Genomic DNA, 16,607 nt, shown 5'->3' with positions numbered 1-16,607 from the left:
TTTTAACATACTCTATAAGGATTGTGTTGCGCCCTTAGTCCCGAAGTCACGGATTTTCACATTTACCTTGTAACGAATATCCGATTCACTAAAAATGTCATCCCAATGTTTTGCTTCTTTTCGATAGTCTTTCGGATATGCAATGCTTGCTTTTTGATAAAACCCACAAATATCTGCTTTGATTTCATGCTGTAATTCCCCGATAAAATCTTTCACATTCTCCTCCAGTCGATGTGCCACAACTTTCTCAATTTCTTGGAGGTATTTTTCATTAAATGAATTTTCCCGTTCATTCCAATCCTCAGACATTCTGCCATCAAGCTCCACTGACACATCAAATTCATATTTGCCACTGGCTGTTTTATGGGTGTCAATGTTGTGTTTGATTTTAAAGATCTCAAAAGAATAAATGCTATGTTCATATTGGAATTCAATCACTCCGCCTGTTGCATCTCCAGTCAGCAGGTTGTAGGACTGCACCGCTAAAGGAGAGATGTTGGTGAGAAATCGTTTGTTCTGAATAATCGAGGCACCATCCAGCATTAATTTGCCCTGACTGACACTGACTTTCGGAATGGCAAAGGATACGTTGTTTTGCATAGCAGAAGAAATATCTCCTAAGGAAACGGGCTTGAACATACGAATGGTCGTTTTTGTATTCGAAGAAATATCGTATAAGGTGGAAGCGGCAGGCTGCCCGTCGTCATTGATTTTCAGCATATCTCCAGGCTTCTCAGAAGCCATAAAGACAAGGCTTCCTCTTCGTGTTTCATTGTCCCGAATGAATTGATTGATGACCAAATCGAAATTATTTTCATTGATAAGGTCTTGAGAAAACAAATAAACCCTCAGCTGCTGAGCAAAAATGCGGTGTGTTTTTAGGGCCGTCGTACGAAAAATTTGGTGTATGGAATCACCGCTTGTTTCAATAATCTTCGTCGGATCTTTCACGCTTGATTCTTGCTCAATTTTTTGCGGAACGAGCACCTGCATAGACAGCTTCAATTTATGTCCGCCATCTCCTTTATCTACAGCAAATCCAATTGCCATGTTGAGCTCCTCGATATTTGTACTATCCCAGCACCCGCATAATAGAATCAGTGAGAAGAGCGCAAGAACCGCTTTCTTTTTCATGCTGTTTTCCGCCTCCTTTTGAAAAATACGATGATAAATAACAGAAACGGGAGTATACCAAATAGAAGAAAGAACAAGTTGTTAACGTAGGTTAAATAGTCTCGGACCGTATCAACATCTTTTGGGAAAAGAGCGGCAAAGAAGATCACAATGCCCATCAAGGCGAGCGCGATTTTTTTAGGGAATTTAGTCAATTTGATGACTCCTATCGTAGCAAAAAACGTATATCCTACAAAGCTCGTATAAAGCTGGACAAGCCAAACAATCAGCAAAAAGGATTCAATCCGTTCAATAAAAATCCCCTGAATATCAAATGATTGAAATAAGGCAATGGTCGGCCACGTCAGAGTCGCCGTTTCTTTCACCGTGAGCGCACCAACCACAAGAATATAGGTGAAAATATAGATGATCGCAGGAATCAAAAAGCCGATGGAGCCATATGCAAAAGTGTGTTTTTGCGTATTCATATAGGCAGGCATGAAAAGCATCATTTCAATGCCGACAAACGAAATGGCCGAAGCATTCAAGGAATTGAAAACAGGGGAAATGCCCTCTCCTAAAACTGGCCGTAGGTTATCGAGCTTAAACTCTTGTACACTAAGTCCGTAGGCTACAAATAAGATGATGAGTGTGACAATCAGAAAAAAAGGGCACAGCCGGGCAAAATCACCAATCCCCCCAATCACAAGGTAAAAACCAACCAAAATAAAGCTGATCATCGTCACGGCTACAGGTGTGTTTTGAAGTAGAAAGAATTTCACCATCTCAGACATGGCTCGTACTTCATAGCTGGCAACGCCGAGAAAGTAAATAATAATCAACAGGTTGGCAAGTGAGCCAATCCATTTCCCAAGTCCTTCTTTTGTATAGTCATAGTAGGAAGAAAAGGAGACCTTTTTCATCATGAGCACATTGACAAAAATAAACACAATGTATATCACACTCATGAGTAAGAGTGCAATCCAGCCGTCAGGTGTAGGCGCAGCTTGAGCCATTGATCTTGGCAGAATCATCATACTTGCGCCTAGTGTGGTATTGGCGATAATGGCACTTGCCTGATAGCTTGTGATCGACTCTTTATGATTGACCATGTCGTTCCCCTTTCTTTTGATTTTTCAGAGGCAATCTGATGATGGAATTGTCCTCATTTTTATAACTGAACACAAAATCTGGTGAAAAATATGGGGTGCCAAAGCTTTTTTGTCTTGTCAAATGAGTGAGTAAGACGAGCATAAACAGGACAAGTCCATATAAACCGAATGCAGCTGCAGTAAACATGGATACAAAGCGAAGGACACGAAATGATATCCCCATTCCATATTGAGGAAAGGTAAAGGATGCAAGTGCAATGACGCTGACAATAATGACCATAATGGAGCTGACGATATGGGCTTGTACGGCCGCCTGCCCAATGACAACACCGCCCACAAGTCCGATTGTTTGTCCAAGTGGATTAGGAAGCCTTAACCCAGCCTCTCGCAGCAGCTCAATGGTCATTTCCATGATGAGTGCTTCCACAATAGGAGGAAAGGGGACATTCTCTCGTGTGCTTGAGATGGAAATAGCTAAAGTTGTGGGCAAAAGACCTTGATGGAAGGACACAAGGGCAATATAAATGGCTGATAAAAACAATGTGAGAAAGATGGACGTAAAACGCAGCAAACGAATCAGAGAGGCAGCGATCCATCTTTCATAATAATCATCAGGTGATTGCATAATCGTCGCGAGAGAAGCAGGCACAATTAAGATAAAAGGCGAATGATCAACAAAGATGGCGACGCGTCCATTGTTTAAAGCAGACGCCACTTTATCAGGCCGTTCTGTGTTTTGAATTTGCGGAAAAGGAGAATACACATTGTCTTCAATCAGCTCCTCAAGAACGCCTGAGTCTTGAATATCATCTATGGTGACTTGTTTGAGACGCTTTTTTACCTCTTTTAAAACAGAGGGCTCAACGATACCATCAATGAACATGATCGATACTTGGGTGTATTTCTTTTCGCCGATTTTCATATCTACTGTTTTGAGATCAGGGTTTTTCAAACGCTGTCTGACGAGAGCTAAGTTCGTGTTGATATCTTCAATGAAACCAATTTTTGGTCCTCTTACGACGGTTTCAGATGTAGCATCTCCTAAATTACGTTTCTTCGTTCCGTGTGTTTCTAAAATATAAGCATGCTGAAATCCATTAATCAGTACGACACAATGTCCTTGGAAAATAGCATCTACTAGTTCTTCAGAGGTTTTCACCGTACGGGTAGTCATCATCGATAAATTGGATTCTAGCTTCTCTTTTGTCAGAGAGGCATGATCTTGCAATAGCAGTTTTAAGAAGGTTTGAATCTGCATCGCTTCGTTCATTTCTTTAATGTATAAATAGTAGACAACCTGTCCATGAGGCAATGTTTTTTTCTCATGGATCAAATCATCCATGTCCTTTAACTGAGGGAGAATGACAGAGAGATTATCGTATAAGTGCTCTTTCAATGGAGTTTGATTCAAATGGATCACCCGCCTCAATTTCTTTTTCTTAGCATTACCTGCTTGAAAAAACAATATTCTGTGTTACATTATTTTGTGGTATATGAAAGAATCACGGTGTTGGAGGAAAGAAGATGGCGCAAATTCGTTTAGCAGGAACAAAAGAGGAGATCGACCTTATTCTACAGTCGTTTGACAAGCATTATGAGGTGACTTATACGTCAAAAGATTACGGAAAAACAAATCCAAAATACAAATATTCCAAAGATGTTCGTGTTTATATTGAACTAAAATTAAAATAAAGATAAAATTTTAATTGAAAACGCTTAAAGGATTTTCGTTTTTTGTATAGAATAGAGTTGAGTGATGAAGCTATGGAGGGATACATAATGACAGAATTTAGAATCGAAAAAGATACAATGGGCGAAATCAAGGTGCCACAGGACAAGTTCTGGGGTGCACAAACACAACGAAGCAAAGAAAATTTCAAAATCGGTTCTGAGAAAATGCCAAAGGAAGTTGTGAATGCGTTTGCAATTTTGAAACGTAGCACAGCGATTGCGAACGAACGTCTTGGCAACTTAGAAAGTGAAAAAGCTGAAGCGATTGCTGCTGTATGTGATGACATCATCAGTGGAAAGTATGACGAGCATTTCCCGCTTGTTGTATGGCAAACAGGAAGTGGAACACAAAGTAATATGAACATGAACGAAGTCGTTGCAAATAGAGCAACTGCTTACTTGAAAGATAAAAATAGTGAATTCAGCATTCACCCGAATGATGATGTGAACCGTAGCCAAAGTTCAAATGATACATTCCCAACGGCTATGCACGTGGCAGCTGTTTTAGCTGTGTACAAAAAGCTATTGCCTGCGATTGACCAGTTAAGAGCGACGCTTGATGAGAAAGCAAAAGCATACCAAGAGATCGTGAAAATTGGCCGTACGCATTTGCAAGATGCAACACCTCTTACAGTGGGCCAAGAGATTAGCGGCTGGGTGTACATGCTTGATCGTTCAAAAGAAATGATTTTAGAATCTACTGAAAAAATGAGAGAACTTGCCATTGGCGGAACAGCTGTTGGTACGGGAATTAACGCACATCCTGAGTTTGGTAAATACGTGGCAGAAGAAATCAGCCAGTTAACAGGTCAAACGTTCAATTCTTCACCAAACAAATTCCATGCGCTGACAAGCCATGATGAAATCACATATGCACACGGAGCGCTTAAAGCTCTTGCAGCTGACTTAATGAAAATTGCCAATGATGTGAGATGGCTTGCAAGTGGTCCTCGCTGCGGAATTGGTGAATTGATCATTCCTGAAAACGAGCCAGGCAGCTCCATTATGCCAGGAAAAGTCAACCCAACTCAAAGTGAAGCTTTAACAATGATTGCCGCACAAATCATGGGGAATGATGCAACAATCGGTTTTGCCGCAAGCCAAGGAAACTTCGAGCTGAACGTATTTAAGCCGGTCATCATCTATAACTTCTTGCAGTCAGTTGAATTGCTAGCTGACGGTATGAACTCATTCCATGACAAGTGTGCCATTGGAATTGAACCAAACCTAGAAACAATCGAGAAAAACCTAAACAATTCATTGATGCTTGTGACGGCACTCAACCCGCACATCGGATATGAAAATGCAGCGAAAATTGCGAAGCTTGCGCACAAAGAAGGATTAACGCTAAAAGAAGCTGCCCTTCAATTAGAACTATTAACAGAAGAGCAGTTTGAAGAGTTTGTGAAACCAGAAGAAATGGTGACACCGAAAGCAAAATAAGACACCAGAGGCCTCTGTGCCTCTGGTTTTTTAATGGAAACTTCCTGAAATCACAGAAAAGAAGTTTGATTGTTTGTCACAATAAAACCCAGGGCAAGCAAGCCCTGGGTTTTATAAATGATCTTCTTTTAGAATGCGTAATAAGGAGCCTGAGACTGGCTGAAGTGGTGTGTATAATTTCAATTGGTAAAGCATGCCTTTGACGATGACTTGTCTTGGTTTTTGTTTGTTTAACTCGTTTTCTAAAATGCCAAGCGCTTCAAATAAATCTGGCTCGTCTTTCACTTCATAATGTGCTTCTGCCAGCTCTCTTAATTCTTTTAATAGAGATTCTGTGAGCGGGTCAAATGATCGTTCATAAATCGGGCCGAACCAGTCGCTTGCTTGGTCCACAGAAATGAGTGGAGGGTCATTGCGCTTCATCATACCGCCCATTAGATCATCGATACGGTGAATCATTGTTGCGGCAAGCTCCTCTGCTTCGAGCTGAAAATCATATAAAATGGCAAGCTCAAAGTAAACGTGACTCATGCCCTCGATCGTTAAACATAGATCAGCCATATAAGGAATGGCCGCATCTCCATACACTTGCTTAATGTTATCAATGTGCAACTGAATCGTCGCAAGTCGAATTTGCTTTGCGAGCTGCTGCGTTTCTTCGTTCAATGGGAGCGCCCTGTCGCTTAGCTGCATTTTAATAAAATCCTTTTGCTGCAAAATATTATCGTAATAGACAGTGAGCTGTTTCCGGTAGGCCTCTTTTGGTGTGCCGCCCTCTGTTTGAACCTCATGAATCCGGGTAAATACCTTATCGTAATAGTAATGCAAGATCGAAATAAGTAGTGCTTCTTTCGATTTGAAATAAAGGTAAAACGCACCCTTTGACATGTGGCATTCATCTGCAATTTCCTGAACAGACGTTGTATTATAGCCTTTGCTGGCAAATAACTTCATACCAGCCTCAATAATCATTTTTTCTTTCTTTTTCAATATGAATGTCATCCTTTCTTACCGAGAGACAAATGTCTTAGGAAACGTGCGCAAAGAGATGTGACTTATCGGTCATAAACGACAAAACTTTTCAAAAATTAATCAGATTGTAACTTGTTTTTTACAGTGTAATTCTTTATATTATAAAGTAAGGTGACCAACCGGTCAAAAAATGTGAAAGGATGATGTTCCATGAGAGAAATTGATGATATGATTAGACGCTTGAAAGCAAAAGGAATTCAAGTAGAAAAAGTCAAAATGCCGAAAGAGACAACCATTGAAAAGAAATGGATGTATCAAGCTGGCAAGAAGATCAAAGCCACATACCGTGATTTCAATGGGTATTCATTCATCTAAAAAAAGACTGCGGTGTAAAACCTACAGCCTCTTCTTTGGAACAGTGATCGTATAGCGTACACCTAGTTCATCATTTTCAATTGATATGGACGCTTGATGCATTGAAAGAATTCGTTTGACAATGCTTAATCCAATGCCGAATTCGCCCTTTTTTCCCTTACTAAAAGGTTCGTATAGGCTGGATAGCATGTGTTCTTCAATTGGAGGGCCATCATTACGAATGACGATGCGAATTTGATCCTCTTCCTGCTTCATATGAATATCAATTTTATTTTTTGCGTAGCGAAGTTGATTTTCTAATACATTTTCAAATAATTTGCTCCATTGTTCTGGATCGCCTTCAAGTGCAGCCTCATCATCTAAGTCCACGTTCCACTGCAATTCATTTTTCGACCAGCGTAAACGGTCAACCACTTCCAGCATTGTATTACTCACAAGGAAGGGAGAATGCGCCGGATGTTGTTTTGATAAATAATCAAGCTTTGTTAAATACAGCAAATCTTTGATTTTCTTCTCAAGCTTTTCCGCTTCGCCTTCAATCACTTCCACCGTTTGTTCAAGATCTCCTTTAGGGAAAATTCCATCTTTAATAGACTGCGTATAACCGCGGATGACCATCACAGGTGTTTTTAAGTCGTGTGATATATTTTGCAAAAGCGTTCGTTCTGTTTCATCCTTTTGAATGAGCTTTTGTCTCATTTCTTCAATCGTATGCCCCAGTTTGCCAATTTCATCTTGCCGGTCAACCATCACAGGATCGTCCCAGTCTTCTTGTGCAATGCGCTTGACGTGCTTTTCAAACGCGACGATTGGACGTGATAAGTAGCGGGCGAGCCAAATCGATGGAATCCAGCTTAGTAAAATAACCGTTCCTAAGATGAAAATCAGCTGTTTAAACAGTGTAAAGGACAAGTCATCTCGATAAGAATCGGGTGCATATGACAAGAGAATATATTGTGTATTGCCTGTTGAGACTTTTTTGATCACAAAAAAGATATGCTGACCATTCACTTCTTCAGAATAGCGTTTTGTTGCGCTTTTTTGTTTTTTAACAAAGGACTGCACTTTTTCAATAAAGGCATGCGGGAAAAACTGAGCCATTTGATTTAATTCATCTGACGGAATCAGAATGTGCTGAACCGATCGGTTTTCTGGTGTCGACTTTGGTGAGCCGTCTCGATTCAGAGGGTATTCTGTTAACACTTGCTGCTCGTTTTCGATGTTTTTATAAATTTCATTCGTAAAAAAGCTGCGTAATGTATTTGAAAATAAAATGATCAGGACAATCGAGATGGTGAGTAAAATGCCAGAGATGACAACCCAAATTTGAAAAGCGAGTGGTTTGTTCTTCATCCCTTTAGCATCCTATAGCCAAATCCATAAATGGTCTCGACTTTTAAGTCAGGCATTTTTTTTCGCAGCCGTCTGACAAGATCATCGACCACACGATCTGTCCCGAAGTAATCGTGCCCCCAGATCTTGACGAGGATATCTTCCCGGGAAAAGGCATGTCCTTGATGATGGGTAAATAAGAGCAGCAAATCAAATTCCTTAGACGTTAAATTAATCAGCTGATCTCCTTCATACACCTCTCTTACGTCCTCATGAATGATATAGGAAGAAACGGGTGTGACGCTTTGCTGAGGTGTGTCACTGTTTTTATATACAAGCTCCAGCAGCTTTTGCACGCGGATGATCAGCTCGCGCGGAAGAAAGGGTTTCGCAATATAATCACTGCTCCCGAGTTCTAAGCCAAGCACACGATCAATATCTGCATCACGTGCCGAAATAAAAATGACCGGTACGTCAGGCGAGGCTGCTTTGATTTCTTTAATGAGTGTGTAGCCGTCCGTATCAGGCAGCATAATATCTAAAATCCATAGATGCGGGGGCTTGTTCATTGCTTCGCGTGCCGCTTCTCCGGTTAAAAAAGAGGACACATTCCAATTTTCACTCTCTAAATATTTGGTTAACAGTTCATTTAAATTCTGCTCATCTTCAACTAAATAAATGGTGTACGACAAAGTCTTCCACATCCTCTCAACGTCATTATAACGGGTTACAAAGGCGGCATGTCAACAATCACACGCTTTTTTCACAATTTCACATATTCTTCTCATCATTATCCCATAATGTTTGTTTATGATAAGCTCAAGGGAAAAAAGGGCATAGACAAAAGGCTAATCAATAGGTGCTTTTCACCAATGTGCACACCTTGCTTTTTTTCTATGAATAAGTATTATATAATTTGACATATTGTCATAAAGAATTTTTCAATGATATTGCCATTAAGGGGACATGAGTCCTGTCTAGACATATGAATGAAGCATTTCATGAAAATGATGCAAAGGAGTGCAAGCGATGGATTTCCGAAGAGAAGATGAAGAGAAAAAGATGAATGATCAAGAACACACACATCAAGAGAATGAGAAACAAATAGAAGAACCAGAAAAAGAGAAAGAACTCGTTTTTCACCATCATGAAAACGAAGCATCTGCCTCTCAGGAGAGGGTGACAAATGGGTCTCCTCAAGTGATTGATGACCGTTCGTCTAAAAAGGAGAAAAAACGAAAGGCTGCATGGCTAAGTCCGATTCTTGGAGGGATTATTGGCGGCGGTCTTGTGCTTGGCATTACACCGCTTTTACCGCAGTCACAAGATACAGCGGCAAACACTCAAACCCAAACAGCATCAAGCGAACCGGCTTCATCTGAAAATTTCTCAACAAAACAAATCACCAATGCGACGAATGTTGCTGATATGGTAGAAGATTTAGAGCCGACGATTGTAGGGGTCTCAAACTATCAATCTACACAAAACTCGTTCGGTCTTAGCGGTGATTCAACTGAAGCAGAAGCTGGAACGGGTTCTGGTGTCATCTTCAAAAAAGATGGAAAAAAAGCATACATTATCACAAATAACCATGTAGTCGAGGGTGCCAATAAATTAAAGGTCACACTATACGATGGGAAAACAAAAGATGCCAAGCTTGTCGGCAGTGACGTAATGACAGATTTAGCTGTCGTGGAAATAAATGCTGACGGCATTGATAAAGTTGCAAGTTTTGGAGATTCTTCTAAGCTTCGTGCTGGAGACAAAGTCATCGCAATCGGGAACCCGCTCGGTGCGCAGTTCTCTGGTACAGTAACAGAAGGGATTATTAGTGGTCTCGATCGTACCGTTGAAGCCAATACATCATCTGGAACCGTTGAGATGAATGTGCTTCAAACAGATGCTGCCATTAACCCTGGAAACAGTGGCGGTCCACTGATCAATACAGACGGTCAAGTCATCGGTATCAACAGCTTGAAAATTAGCGAAAGCGGAGTAGAATCACTCGGATTTGCGATCCCAAGTAACGATGTCAAACCGATCGTAGATCAGCTGTTGAAAAATGGAAAAGTCGAACGTCCTTACCTTGGCGTACAAATGATTGACCTTGAGCAAGTGCCTGAAACGTATCAGGAAAATACACTTGGCCTATTTGATAAACAAATCGGTAAAGGCATCTATGTAAAAGATGTATCAAAAGGATCTCCTGCACAAAAAGCAGGCTTGAAGTCTGGAGATGTCATCATCAAGTTCAAAGGAAAAGATGTAGCAAACAGCTCACAACTGAAAGAAATCCTTTATAAAGAAACAAAAATTGGCGATAAAACGACAATGACTGTCATCCGTGATGGAAAGAACAAAAATCTTGATATTACCCTTGGGCAGTCTGATAACGAATAAAAGAAAACAGGTGGATCGTTTATCCACCTGTTTTTTTGTGCCTATTTTTTTGAGGATAGTGTCCGTAAAATAATGTTTTCCCATACATTCCAAGGCAAGAGCTGCTTTGCTATGAATGAAAGCCGAACACCTTTCCCGACAAGATACCTTAGCTTTTTTAGCCGCTTCTTCTCTGCAAGCGAAACCACAAGCTCTGCAACTTCGCCGGGATCTCCATAGTTGTTTTTTTGCGCCTCTATATAGGACATCATCTTTTGATAAATAGCTGTGTATTTAGAACCTTCTGCAGGCGGCGTCATTTGCTCATTCATGGAGGTGTTCCAAATGTTCGTTTGGAAAGAACCCGGCTCAATCAAAGCGGCCTGAATGCCAAACGCAGCCAGCTCAATTCGCAAACTCTCTGTATAGCCCTCTAGCGCAAACTTTGACGATACATATGGAGAGAGTGCGAGCATTCCCATGAGTCCGCTGATACTGCTCATATTCAATATTTTTGCACCGCTCGTCATCAACGGAAGGACTGCTTGTGTCATTTCCATCACACCAAAGACATTCACTTCAAATTGCTCTCGGTACTGATCAACAGGCACTTCTTCAGCAAAACCAGCATAGGCCGTTCCTGCATTGTTCACAAGCAGGTGAATCGGAGCATAGGCATTAAGCCTTTTTTGAAATGCTTGAATGGACTGTGTATCTGTCACATCTAATGCTTCAATATGTATCGATTCGGATAAAGCGGCGTTCTTTACTTCTTCGGCAAGCTTTTTCGCATTGGTTTCCTGTCTTACGCCAGCAATCACAGTGTACCCTTGCTGAGCGAGGCGCAGTGTGATGAGCTTTCCGAAACCGCTGTTGGCACCAGTCACAATGGCTGTTTTATTCATCATCCGGTTCTCCTTTTTGTTTTAATCTACCATAGTCTGCTGTTTTATTGAATAACGAAAAGGGGCTTGGAGAAGAATAAAAAACGATGCTATGAAATAGGAGGAAACACATGATGTGCTGGAAGAAGGCGGGACTGCTAGGAGTGCTGTTCTTTATGCTGTCTGGCTGTCGTTCAATCGAACCAATACAACATCCACATGAAGCAGAAGCTGAAAGTCTGTCAGCTGTTCAAATGAAGGAACTGCCATTTCAGCATTTGCAATTGCACGTACAATATGGACAAAAAAGCGAATTATATGAAGCTACCTATCGTCAAGCTGGTGGAAGAGAAGAAGCACTAATTCGAGATCATATGAATGGTGTCCGCTATGAAGGGGAAGAAGCTTTACGTGAAATGAAGATGAAGCTCAATGATATGTCGATTCCTAGTGCAAAGCTGAATGAAACATATGTCAATGAATTATTATCTGCTTTTAATTTAGATGATGATTATCAGCGAATACGAGTCGATATGAAGCTCGAAGATGGGACGAAACGCGCGTTCGAAAAGACAAAGTAAACGAGACTTTCTCATTTTTTAATTGAAAATGATTTTCAAGATCACTTAAATCTGATACACTAAATTGAGATAAGTGATCTTTGACGTCTACATAGACGATATTCAATATAAAAAATTTGGATGAGAAAAGGAGCGTTTGAGCGGAATGAGTGCCATTTCTACTGAAGGTTTAAGCTTAGGTTACGGAGAAACAATGATCATAGACGAACTAAATGTGTCAATCCCTAAGGGTGAAATCACAGTATTTATTGGCAGCAATGGATGCGGTAAATCCACGCTACTTCGCTCTTTGGCCCGTCTCATGAAGCCAATGGGTGGTTCTGTCCTGCTTGAAGGTCATTCCATTGCCAAATTACCAACAAAGGAAGTGGCGAAACAGCTCGCCATTCTTCCGCAAGGACCGGAAGCGCCAGAAGGATTAACGGTACATCAACTCGTCAAGCAAGGGCGATATCCTTATCAAAATTGGCTGAAGCAATGGTCAAAGCAAGATGAAGAAGCGGTAAATCGCGCACTAAAGTCAACGAAGATGGAAGATCTTGCTGATCGAACGGTTGATTCATTATCAGGTGGACAAAGGCAGCGTGCATGGATTGCGATGACACTGGCTCAGGAGACGGATATTATTCTATTAGATGAGCCAACAACGTATTTAGACATGACGCACCAAATTGAAATCCTGGATCTTCTTTTTGATTTAAATGAAAAAGAGCAGCGCACGATTGTCATGGTTCTGCATGACCTCAATCTCGCTTGCAGATATGCGCATCACCTTGTGGCCATTAAAGACAAGTCGATTTATGCAGAAGGAAGACCGGAAACTGTCATTAACTGTGATCTTGTGAAAAATGTCTTTGATATGAACTGCCAAGTCACAACAGATCCTTTATTCGGAACACCTTTATGTATTCCGCACGGCAGAGGACGTTGTATTGTCCAACAGGCACAAGCTGAGACATTTCTTGCTGCAAGATAATCGTATGTGAAAAGCCTGACATCTGTTACACGCAGAGTCAGGCTTTTTTCTGAAAAAAGGAGCGGAATACCAATGGGAAATGAATTAGATGAAAAGCTCGAAGGCCTGCTTGATAAATATACAGAGCTGCTGCTTGGTGAAACGAATGAGGAACTGAAAAGAGATGTCTCGCAGTGGATCATCTATTCTCATATTGCCAAAAGCATGCCGCCTTTAGCCAAGCATTTTAATGACACGTATCCAGAGGCAAAAGAAGACATCAAAGAAACGATTCAGCGGATCAAGCAATTAAATGAAGCTCATCGTGCCAATAAAGACCGTTAAAAAACTGCCAGCTCAAACTGGCAGTTTTTCTTTATGACATGGGTGATGATCCGTACGGTGATTGATCTGTCAGTGTTTGCTGGAACTTTTGATGTGCCTGCTGGAGCTTCTGCTGGTCAGCGGCTTCGACAGAGTACCAGCCATATTTGAACATGACATCATATAAATGTCTTTGCGTTTTTTGTGTTTCTAGCGCAATTCGCTGAATATCTTGGTAAAGAGATTCATGGCTGAATTCATTGAGTGCTGTGTTATATCCGCTTGTCATATATTTTTCAGTCGACAAAAGGTCTGTGACAAAGTCGCGATCGTTCATGTTTGTCGTTGTTGGAACCGGCGTTTGTGGATTCCCGATTTTTTGTTGGTTTTGCTGTTCCATGTCTGTTACCTCCTATTGCATAAAGCCAGAAGACTGGCCTTGCCCTGAGCTGCCTAAATGCTGAAGAATTTGTGTGTAATGCTGATGATGCATTTGGCCAACTTGATTGAGTTCTTGTTTCAATGTTTGATCCTGACAATGCTCGGCCATAAAATGAGCCTTTTTCATGGCGATCAAATTCCAGTTCAGCATATCCTCTAGGTACAAGGAATCTTTTACTGAAATCACCTGTGGGGGCATATTCATTTGCTGGTTGTTCAAGATGTGTTCCTCCTTACGATTTCTTTTTATATTGCTGATTTTGACTGGTCTTTTTACCACCTAGGTCTGCTTCTTGTGATGGACCTGCGTTTCCTTTCACACTTGCAGCACTTACGCCTGCTTTTGATGGGTTCTTTTGCAAACGAGACATGTGGACATCACCTCCATTCTTACAATTCCCCCTCGTCTTTAATTCATACGCTGTAAAGAAAGTCGCATGAGAATGTGTAAATTTTTGAAATCTGCTATTGAACTGTTTCGGAAAATCTTTTAAGATAAAGAAAGAGGCATTGCTTTTTTTTGGACAAAAAATGAATGACTGTTCATTCAAAATGTTTAGGGGGATATTTATGGGCAAACATATTCGCAAGGCGGCTGTCATTGGTTCAGGTGTCATGGGCTCAGGCATTGCTGCACATCTAGCCAATATCGGGATACCAGTAACATTGCTAGATATTGTGCCACATGAACTGACAAAGGAAGAAACGGCAAAAAAGCTAACGCTTGATCACCCTAGTGTTCGGAATAGATTAAGCCAAGACGCAATGAAAAAATTGTTAAAGCAAAAGCCAGCACCTCTTACTTCAGCCAAAAACCTATCATACATCACACCCGGAAATCTCACAGATCACCTTTCCTTAGTACACGATGCTGACTGGATCATTGAAGTCGTGACTGAAAAGCTCAGCATTAAACAACACGTATTCTCTCTCATCGACGAACACCGCAAAGAAGGCAGCATCGTATCCAGCAATACATCCGGTATTTCTGTTGAAAAAATGGCAGAAGGCCGATCAGCTGATTTTAAACGCCACTTTTTAGGCACTCACTTTTTTAACCCAGCTCGTTATTTAAAGCTGTTAGAAGTAATTCCTATTCAAGAAACAGATCCAGAAGTACTCTCATATATGAAAACATTTGGTGAAGATGTACTTGGCAAGGGTGTGGTCGAAGCAAAAGATACACCGAACTTTATTGCCAACCGAATTGGCACTTATGGGCTTCTTGTCACAGTGCGTGAAATGCTTGAGAACAAATACACGATCGGAGAGGTCGATTCTGTTACAGGTCCACTCATTGGCAGACCGAAAAGTGCGACCTTCCGCACACTGGATGTGGTGGGACTCGACACATTTTCTCATGTAGCCCGCAATGTGTATGAACAGGTAGAAGGAAAGGAAAAAGATATTTTTCAGCTGCCTGAGTTTATGGAAAGAATGCTCGAAAAAGGGTGGATCGGCAGCAAAGCAGGGCAAGGATTTTATCAAAAAAATGGGAAGACCATTTTAGAGCTTGATCCTGTCACACTCACATACGGAGAACGGACAAAGCTGAAGGATCCGGGCATTGACATTGCCAAGCAGCAAAAGGGGACAAAAGCGAAATTGAAAGCGCTTATTTATCAAGACGGCCGTGTTGGGCAATTGCTTTGGAATATGACCGCACCTGTTCTTCTTTATTCAGCTCATCTAAAAAGCGACATTGCAGATGATATTCAGTCCATCGATAACGCCATGAAATGGGGATTTGGCTGGCAGCATGGCCCGTTCGAGCTGTGGGATGCGATTGGTGTGAAAAAAGCCGTCAGTCGAATGGAAGCGGAAGGGCACAGCATCCCGACCTGGGTGCAAGATATGCTTTCAGAAGGACATGACACGTTCTATCAAGAAAATGCCGAAGGAGACCGTGCATTTTATCAGAATGGCGCTTATGAACAGGAAAAGGGAAACGACAAGAATATTTCGTTAGCTAGATTGAAAAAGAAACACGATGTCATTTTTAAAAATACGGGTGCAAGCTTGATCGATATCGGGGATGATGTTGCCTTGCTTGAATTTCATTCGAAAAGCAATGCCATTGGGCTTGATGTCATTGATATGATCAACCGTGCTGTAGATGAAACGGAAAAGAATTATAAAGGGCTGGTCATCGGTAACCAAGGAAAGAACTTCTGTGTTGGTGCGAATCTCGCCTTAATTTTAATGGAAGCACAGGACGACAACTTCTTTGAAATTGATTTTGTCATTCGCAGGTTCCAGCAGGCGATGATGAAGGTGAAGTATAGTGACCGTCCAGTTGTGGCTGCACCATTTGGTATGACACTTGGCGGAGGGACGGAGCTTTGTCTACCAGCAGCCGCTATCCAAGCGTCCAGTGAAACGTATATGGGGCTTGTTGAAGCGGGGGTCGGACTCATACCGGGCGGAGGCGGAAATAAAGAACTCTATATTCGCCATCTGCAAGGAGCGGAAAAGCCATCAGCAACTGCGATCCAAGATGCTGCGCTACAAACCTTTGAAGCCATTGCGATGGCAAAGGTATCTACATCAGCAGAGGAAGCGCGTGATATGAAGATGCTTCGAGTGAATGACCGGATCAGCATGAATGGTGATCATTTAATCCATGATGCGAAACAACTCGTTCTTTCTCTTGATGAAGCGGGTTATCGTGCACCGCTGAAGCAAAAGGTGCCCGTGATGGGGGAAACAGGCTACGCAGCAATGGTGCTGGCTGCTGAAAATATGAGATTGTCTGGATACATTTCAGACCATGACATGACCATTGCGAAAAAACTAGCGCATGTCATTTCTGGCGGCAAATTGCCATTTGGTACAGAGGTGGATGAACAATACTTATTAGAGCTTGAAAGAGAAGCCTTTTTAAGTCTTGTAGGGGAAGTCAAATCTCAGGCACGCATGCAGCACATGCTCGTTAAAGGAAAACCTTTACGTAACTAGGGGGGGA

At 41.5% G+C, this 16,607-nt stretch carries 18 protein-coding genes; 8 read left to right on the top strand and 10 right to left on the bottom strand.

Annotation, left to right across the window (positions count from 1 at the left end; all coding sequences use genetic code 11):
- Nucleotides 1-12: 12 nt before the first annotated feature.
- Genes LCD34_RS06655 through LCD34_RS06645 form a run of 3 tightly spaced genes read right to left on the bottom strand, consistent with a single transcriptional unit; the run spans nt 13 to nt 3,636 of the window.
- Nucleotides 13-1,134: a Ger(x)C family spore germination protein gene (locus LCD34_RS06655; protein ID WP_146270499.1), complete on the bottom strand. Its 1,122-nt coding sequence runs from the start codon at nt 1,132-1,134 to the stop codon at nt 13-15.
- A complete protein-coding gene (locus tag LCD34_RS06650) occupies nt 1,131-2,225 on the bottom strand; it encodes an endospore germination permease (RefSeq protein WP_008347081.1) in 1,095 nt (364 codons plus the stop codon). The genes LCD34_RS06655 and LCD34_RS06650 overlap by 4 nt, the downstream gene beginning before the upstream one ends.
- Entirely contained in the window at nt 2,212-3,636 is a 1,425-nt protein-coding gene (locus LCD34_RS06645; protein ID WP_224558692.1) for a spore germination protein, read from the bottom strand. Before LCD34_RS06645 ends, LCD34_RS06650 begins: the two co-directional genes overlap by 14 nt.
- A gap of 113 nt (nt 3,637-3,749) precedes the next feature.
- Between LCD34_RS06645 and LCD34_RS06640 the strand changes: the two genes are divergently transcribed.
- Nucleotides 3,750-3,917: a YvzF family protein gene (locus LCD34_RS06640; protein WP_017359274.1), complete on the top strand. Its 168-nt coding sequence runs from the start codon at nt 3,750-3,752 to the stop codon at nt 3,915-3,917.
- An 87-nt stretch (nt 3,918-4,004) separates the two neighbouring features.
- Entirely contained in the window at nt 4,005-5,399 is a 1,395-nt protein-coding gene (gene fumC, locus LCD34_RS06635; protein ID WP_008347076.1) for a class II fumarate hydratase, read from the top strand.
- Nucleotides 5,400-5,510: 111 nt separating this feature from the next.
- Here the strand turns inward: fumC and LCD34_RS06630 are convergent, their stop codons facing one another.
- The gene (locus LCD34_RS06630; protein ID WP_224558691.1) at nt 5,511-6,389 is read right to left on the bottom strand and encodes a TetR/AcrR family transcriptional regulator; all 879 of its coding nucleotides are present in this window, start codon (nt 6,387-6,389) and stop codon (nt 5,511-5,513) included.
- Between the two features lie 192 nt (nt 6,390-6,581).
- On the opposite strand from LCD34_RS06630, the gene spxO reads away from it, so the two are divergent.
- Nucleotides 6,582-6,746: an anti-adapter protein SpxO gene (spxO, locus tag LCD34_RS06625; RefSeq protein ID WP_008347070.1), complete on the top strand. Its 165-nt coding sequence runs from the start codon at nt 6,582-6,584 to the stop codon at nt 6,744-6,746.
- Between the two features lie 21 nt (nt 6,747-6,767).
- Here the strand turns inward: spxO and LCD34_RS06620 are convergent, their stop codons facing one another.
- Nucleotides 6,768-8,099: a sensor histidine kinase gene (locus LCD34_RS06620; RefSeq protein ID WP_007500323.1), complete on the bottom strand. Its 1,332-nt coding sequence runs from the start codon at nt 8,097-8,099 to the stop codon at nt 6,768-6,770.
- Entirely contained in the window at nt 8,096-8,770 is a 675-nt protein-coding gene (locus tag LCD34_RS06615; RefSeq protein ID WP_017359278.1) for a response regulator transcription factor, read from the bottom strand. Before LCD34_RS06615 ends, LCD34_RS06620 begins: the two co-directional genes overlap by 4 nt.
- A 337-nt stretch (nt 8,771-9,107) precedes the next feature.
- Here LCD34_RS06615 and LCD34_RS06610 point away from each other — a divergent pair, with 337 nt between their 5' ends.
- Nucleotides 9,108-10,478 (top strand): S1C family serine protease, encoded by a 1,371-nt coding sequence (locus tag LCD34_RS06610; RefSeq protein WP_008347064.1) that lies wholly within the window; start codon nt 9,108-9,110, stop codon nt 10,476-10,478.
- Between the two features lie 41 nt (nt 10,479-10,519).
- Here the strand turns inward: LCD34_RS06610 and LCD34_RS06605 are convergent, their stop codons facing one another.
- Nucleotides 10,520-11,362 (bottom strand): oxidoreductase, encoded by an 843-nt coding sequence (locus LCD34_RS06605; RefSeq protein ID WP_224558690.1) that lies wholly within the window; start codon nt 11,360-11,362, stop codon nt 10,520-10,522.
- A gap of 113 nt (nt 11,363-11,475) precedes the next feature.
- On the opposite strand from LCD34_RS06605, the gene LCD34_RS06600 reads away from it, so the two are divergent.
- The 3 genes from LCD34_RS06600 to LCD34_RS06590 all read left to right on the top strand — a co-directional run bounded on the left by LCD34_RS06600 (nt 11,476) and on the right by LCD34_RS06590 (nt 13,222).
- Nucleotides 11,476-11,922, top strand: coding sequence for a YusW family protein (locus tag LCD34_RS06600; protein ID WP_170916856.1), 447 nt, complete (start codon nt 11,476-11,478; stop codon nt 11,920-11,922).
- A gap of 145 nt (nt 11,923-12,067) precedes the next feature.
- The gene (locus tag LCD34_RS06595; RefSeq protein WP_008347057.1) at nt 12,068-12,898 is read left to right on the top strand and encodes an ABC transporter ATP-binding protein; all 831 of its coding nucleotides are present in this window, start codon (nt 12,068-12,070) and stop codon (nt 12,896-12,898) included.
- A gap of 72 nt (nt 12,899-12,970) precedes the next feature.
- Nucleotides 12,971-13,222 carry a YusU family protein gene (locus LCD34_RS06590; protein ID WP_017359282.1) on the top strand — a complete coding sequence of 84 codons (252 nt, stop codon included), beginning with the start codon at nt 12,971-12,973 and terminating at the stop codon, nt 13,220-13,222.
- Nucleotides 13,223-13,253: 31 nt separating this feature from the next.
- On the opposite strand, the gene LCD34_RS06585 is transcribed toward LCD34_RS06590, so the two are convergent.
- Genes LCD34_RS06585 through LCD34_RS06575 form a run of 3 tightly spaced genes read right to left on the bottom strand, consistent with a single transcriptional unit; the run spans nt 13,254 to nt 14,013 of the window.
- Nucleotides 13,254-13,601, bottom strand: coding sequence for a spore coat protein (locus tag LCD34_RS06585; RefSeq protein WP_007500333.1), 348 nt, complete (start codon nt 13,599-13,601; stop codon nt 13,254-13,256).
- Nucleotides 13,602-13,613: 12 nt separating this feature from the next.
- The gene (locus tag LCD34_RS06580) at nt 13,614-13,865 is read right to left on the bottom strand and encodes a hypothetical protein (protein ID WP_060698253.1); all 252 of its coding nucleotides are present in this window, start codon (nt 13,863-13,865) and stop codon (nt 13,614-13,616) included.
- 10 nt (nt 13,866-13,875) lie between these two features.
- Nucleotides 13,876-14,013, bottom strand: coding sequence for a YuzL family protein (locus tag LCD34_RS06575; protein WP_008347049.1), 138 nt, complete (start codon nt 14,011-14,013; stop codon nt 13,876-13,878).
- 199 nt (nt 14,014-14,212) lie between these two features.
- On the opposite strand from LCD34_RS06575, the gene LCD34_RS06570 reads away from it, so the two are divergent.
- On the top strand, nt 14,213-16,600 hold the full coding sequence (locus LCD34_RS06570; protein ID WP_224558689.1) for a 3-hydroxyacyl-CoA dehydrogenase/enoyl-CoA hydratase family protein: 2,388 nt from the start codon (nt 14,213-14,215) through the stop codon (nt 16,598-16,600).
- Nucleotides 16,601-16,607 lie beyond the last annotated feature (7 nt).

The sequence above is a fragment of the Bacillus sp. RAR_M1_44 genome, from assembly GCF_020165935.1.
GTDB classification, from domain to species: Bacteria; Bacillota; Bacilli; order Bacillales; family Bacillaceae; genus Bacillus; species Bacillus altitudinis.
This window is presented reverse-complemented; position numbering and strand designations above follow the sequence as displayed.

Bases quoted from the DNA above. Each gene is read 5' to 3' on its own strand.
- LCD34_RS06655 (WP_146270499.1), bottom strand. From the start codon at position 1,134: ATGAAAAAGAAAGCGGTTCTTGCGCTCTTCTCACTGATTCTATTATGC.
- LCD34_RS06650 (WP_008347081.1), bottom strand. From the start codon at position 2,225: ATGGTCAATCATAAAGAGTCGATCACAAGCTATCAGGCAAGTGCCATT.
- LCD34_RS06640 (WP_017359274.1), top strand. From the start codon at position 3,750: ATGGCGCAAATTCGTTTAGCAGGAACAAAAGAGGAGATCGACCTTATT.
- fumC (WP_008347076.1), top strand. From the start codon at position 4,005: ATGACAGAATTTAGAATCGAAAAAGATACAATGGGCGAAATCAAGGTG.
- spxO (WP_008347070.1), top strand. From the start codon at position 6,582: ATGAGAGAAATTGATGATATGATTAGACGCTTGAAAGCAAAAGGAATT.
- LCD34_RS06620 (WP_007500323.1), bottom strand. From the start codon at position 8,099: ATGAAGAACAAACCACTCGCTTTTCAAATTTGGGTTGTCATCTCTGGC.
- LCD34_RS06610 (WP_008347064.1), top strand. From the start codon at position 9,108: ATGGATTTCCGAAGAGAAGATGAAGAGAAAAAGATGAATGATCAAGAA.
- LCD34_RS06605 (WP_224558690.1), bottom strand. From the start codon at position 11,362: ATGAATAAAACAGCCATTGTGACTGGTGCCAACAGCGGTTTCGGAAAG.
- LCD34_RS06600 (WP_170916856.1), top strand. From the start codon at position 11,476: ATGTGCTGGAAGAAGGCGGGACTGCTAGGAGTGCTGTTCTTTATGCTG.
- LCD34_RS06595 (WP_008347057.1), top strand. From the start codon at position 12,068: ATGAGTGCCATTTCTACTGAAGGTTTAAGCTTAGGTTACGGAGAAACA.
- LCD34_RS06590 (WP_017359282.1), top strand. From the start codon at position 12,971: ATGGGAAATGAATTAGATGAAAAGCTCGAAGGCCTGCTTGATAAATAT.
- LCD34_RS06585 (WP_007500333.1), bottom strand. From the start codon at position 13,601: ATGGAACAGCAAAACCAACAAAAAATCGGGAATCCACAAACGCCGGTT.
- LCD34_RS06575 (WP_008347049.1), bottom strand. From the start codon at position 14,013: ATGTCTCGTTTGCAAAAGAACCCATCAAAAGCAGGCGTAAGTGCTGCA.
- LCD34_RS06570 (WP_224558689.1), top strand. From the start codon at position 14,213: ATGGGCAAACATATTCGCAAGGCGGCTGTCATTGGTTCAGGTGTCATG.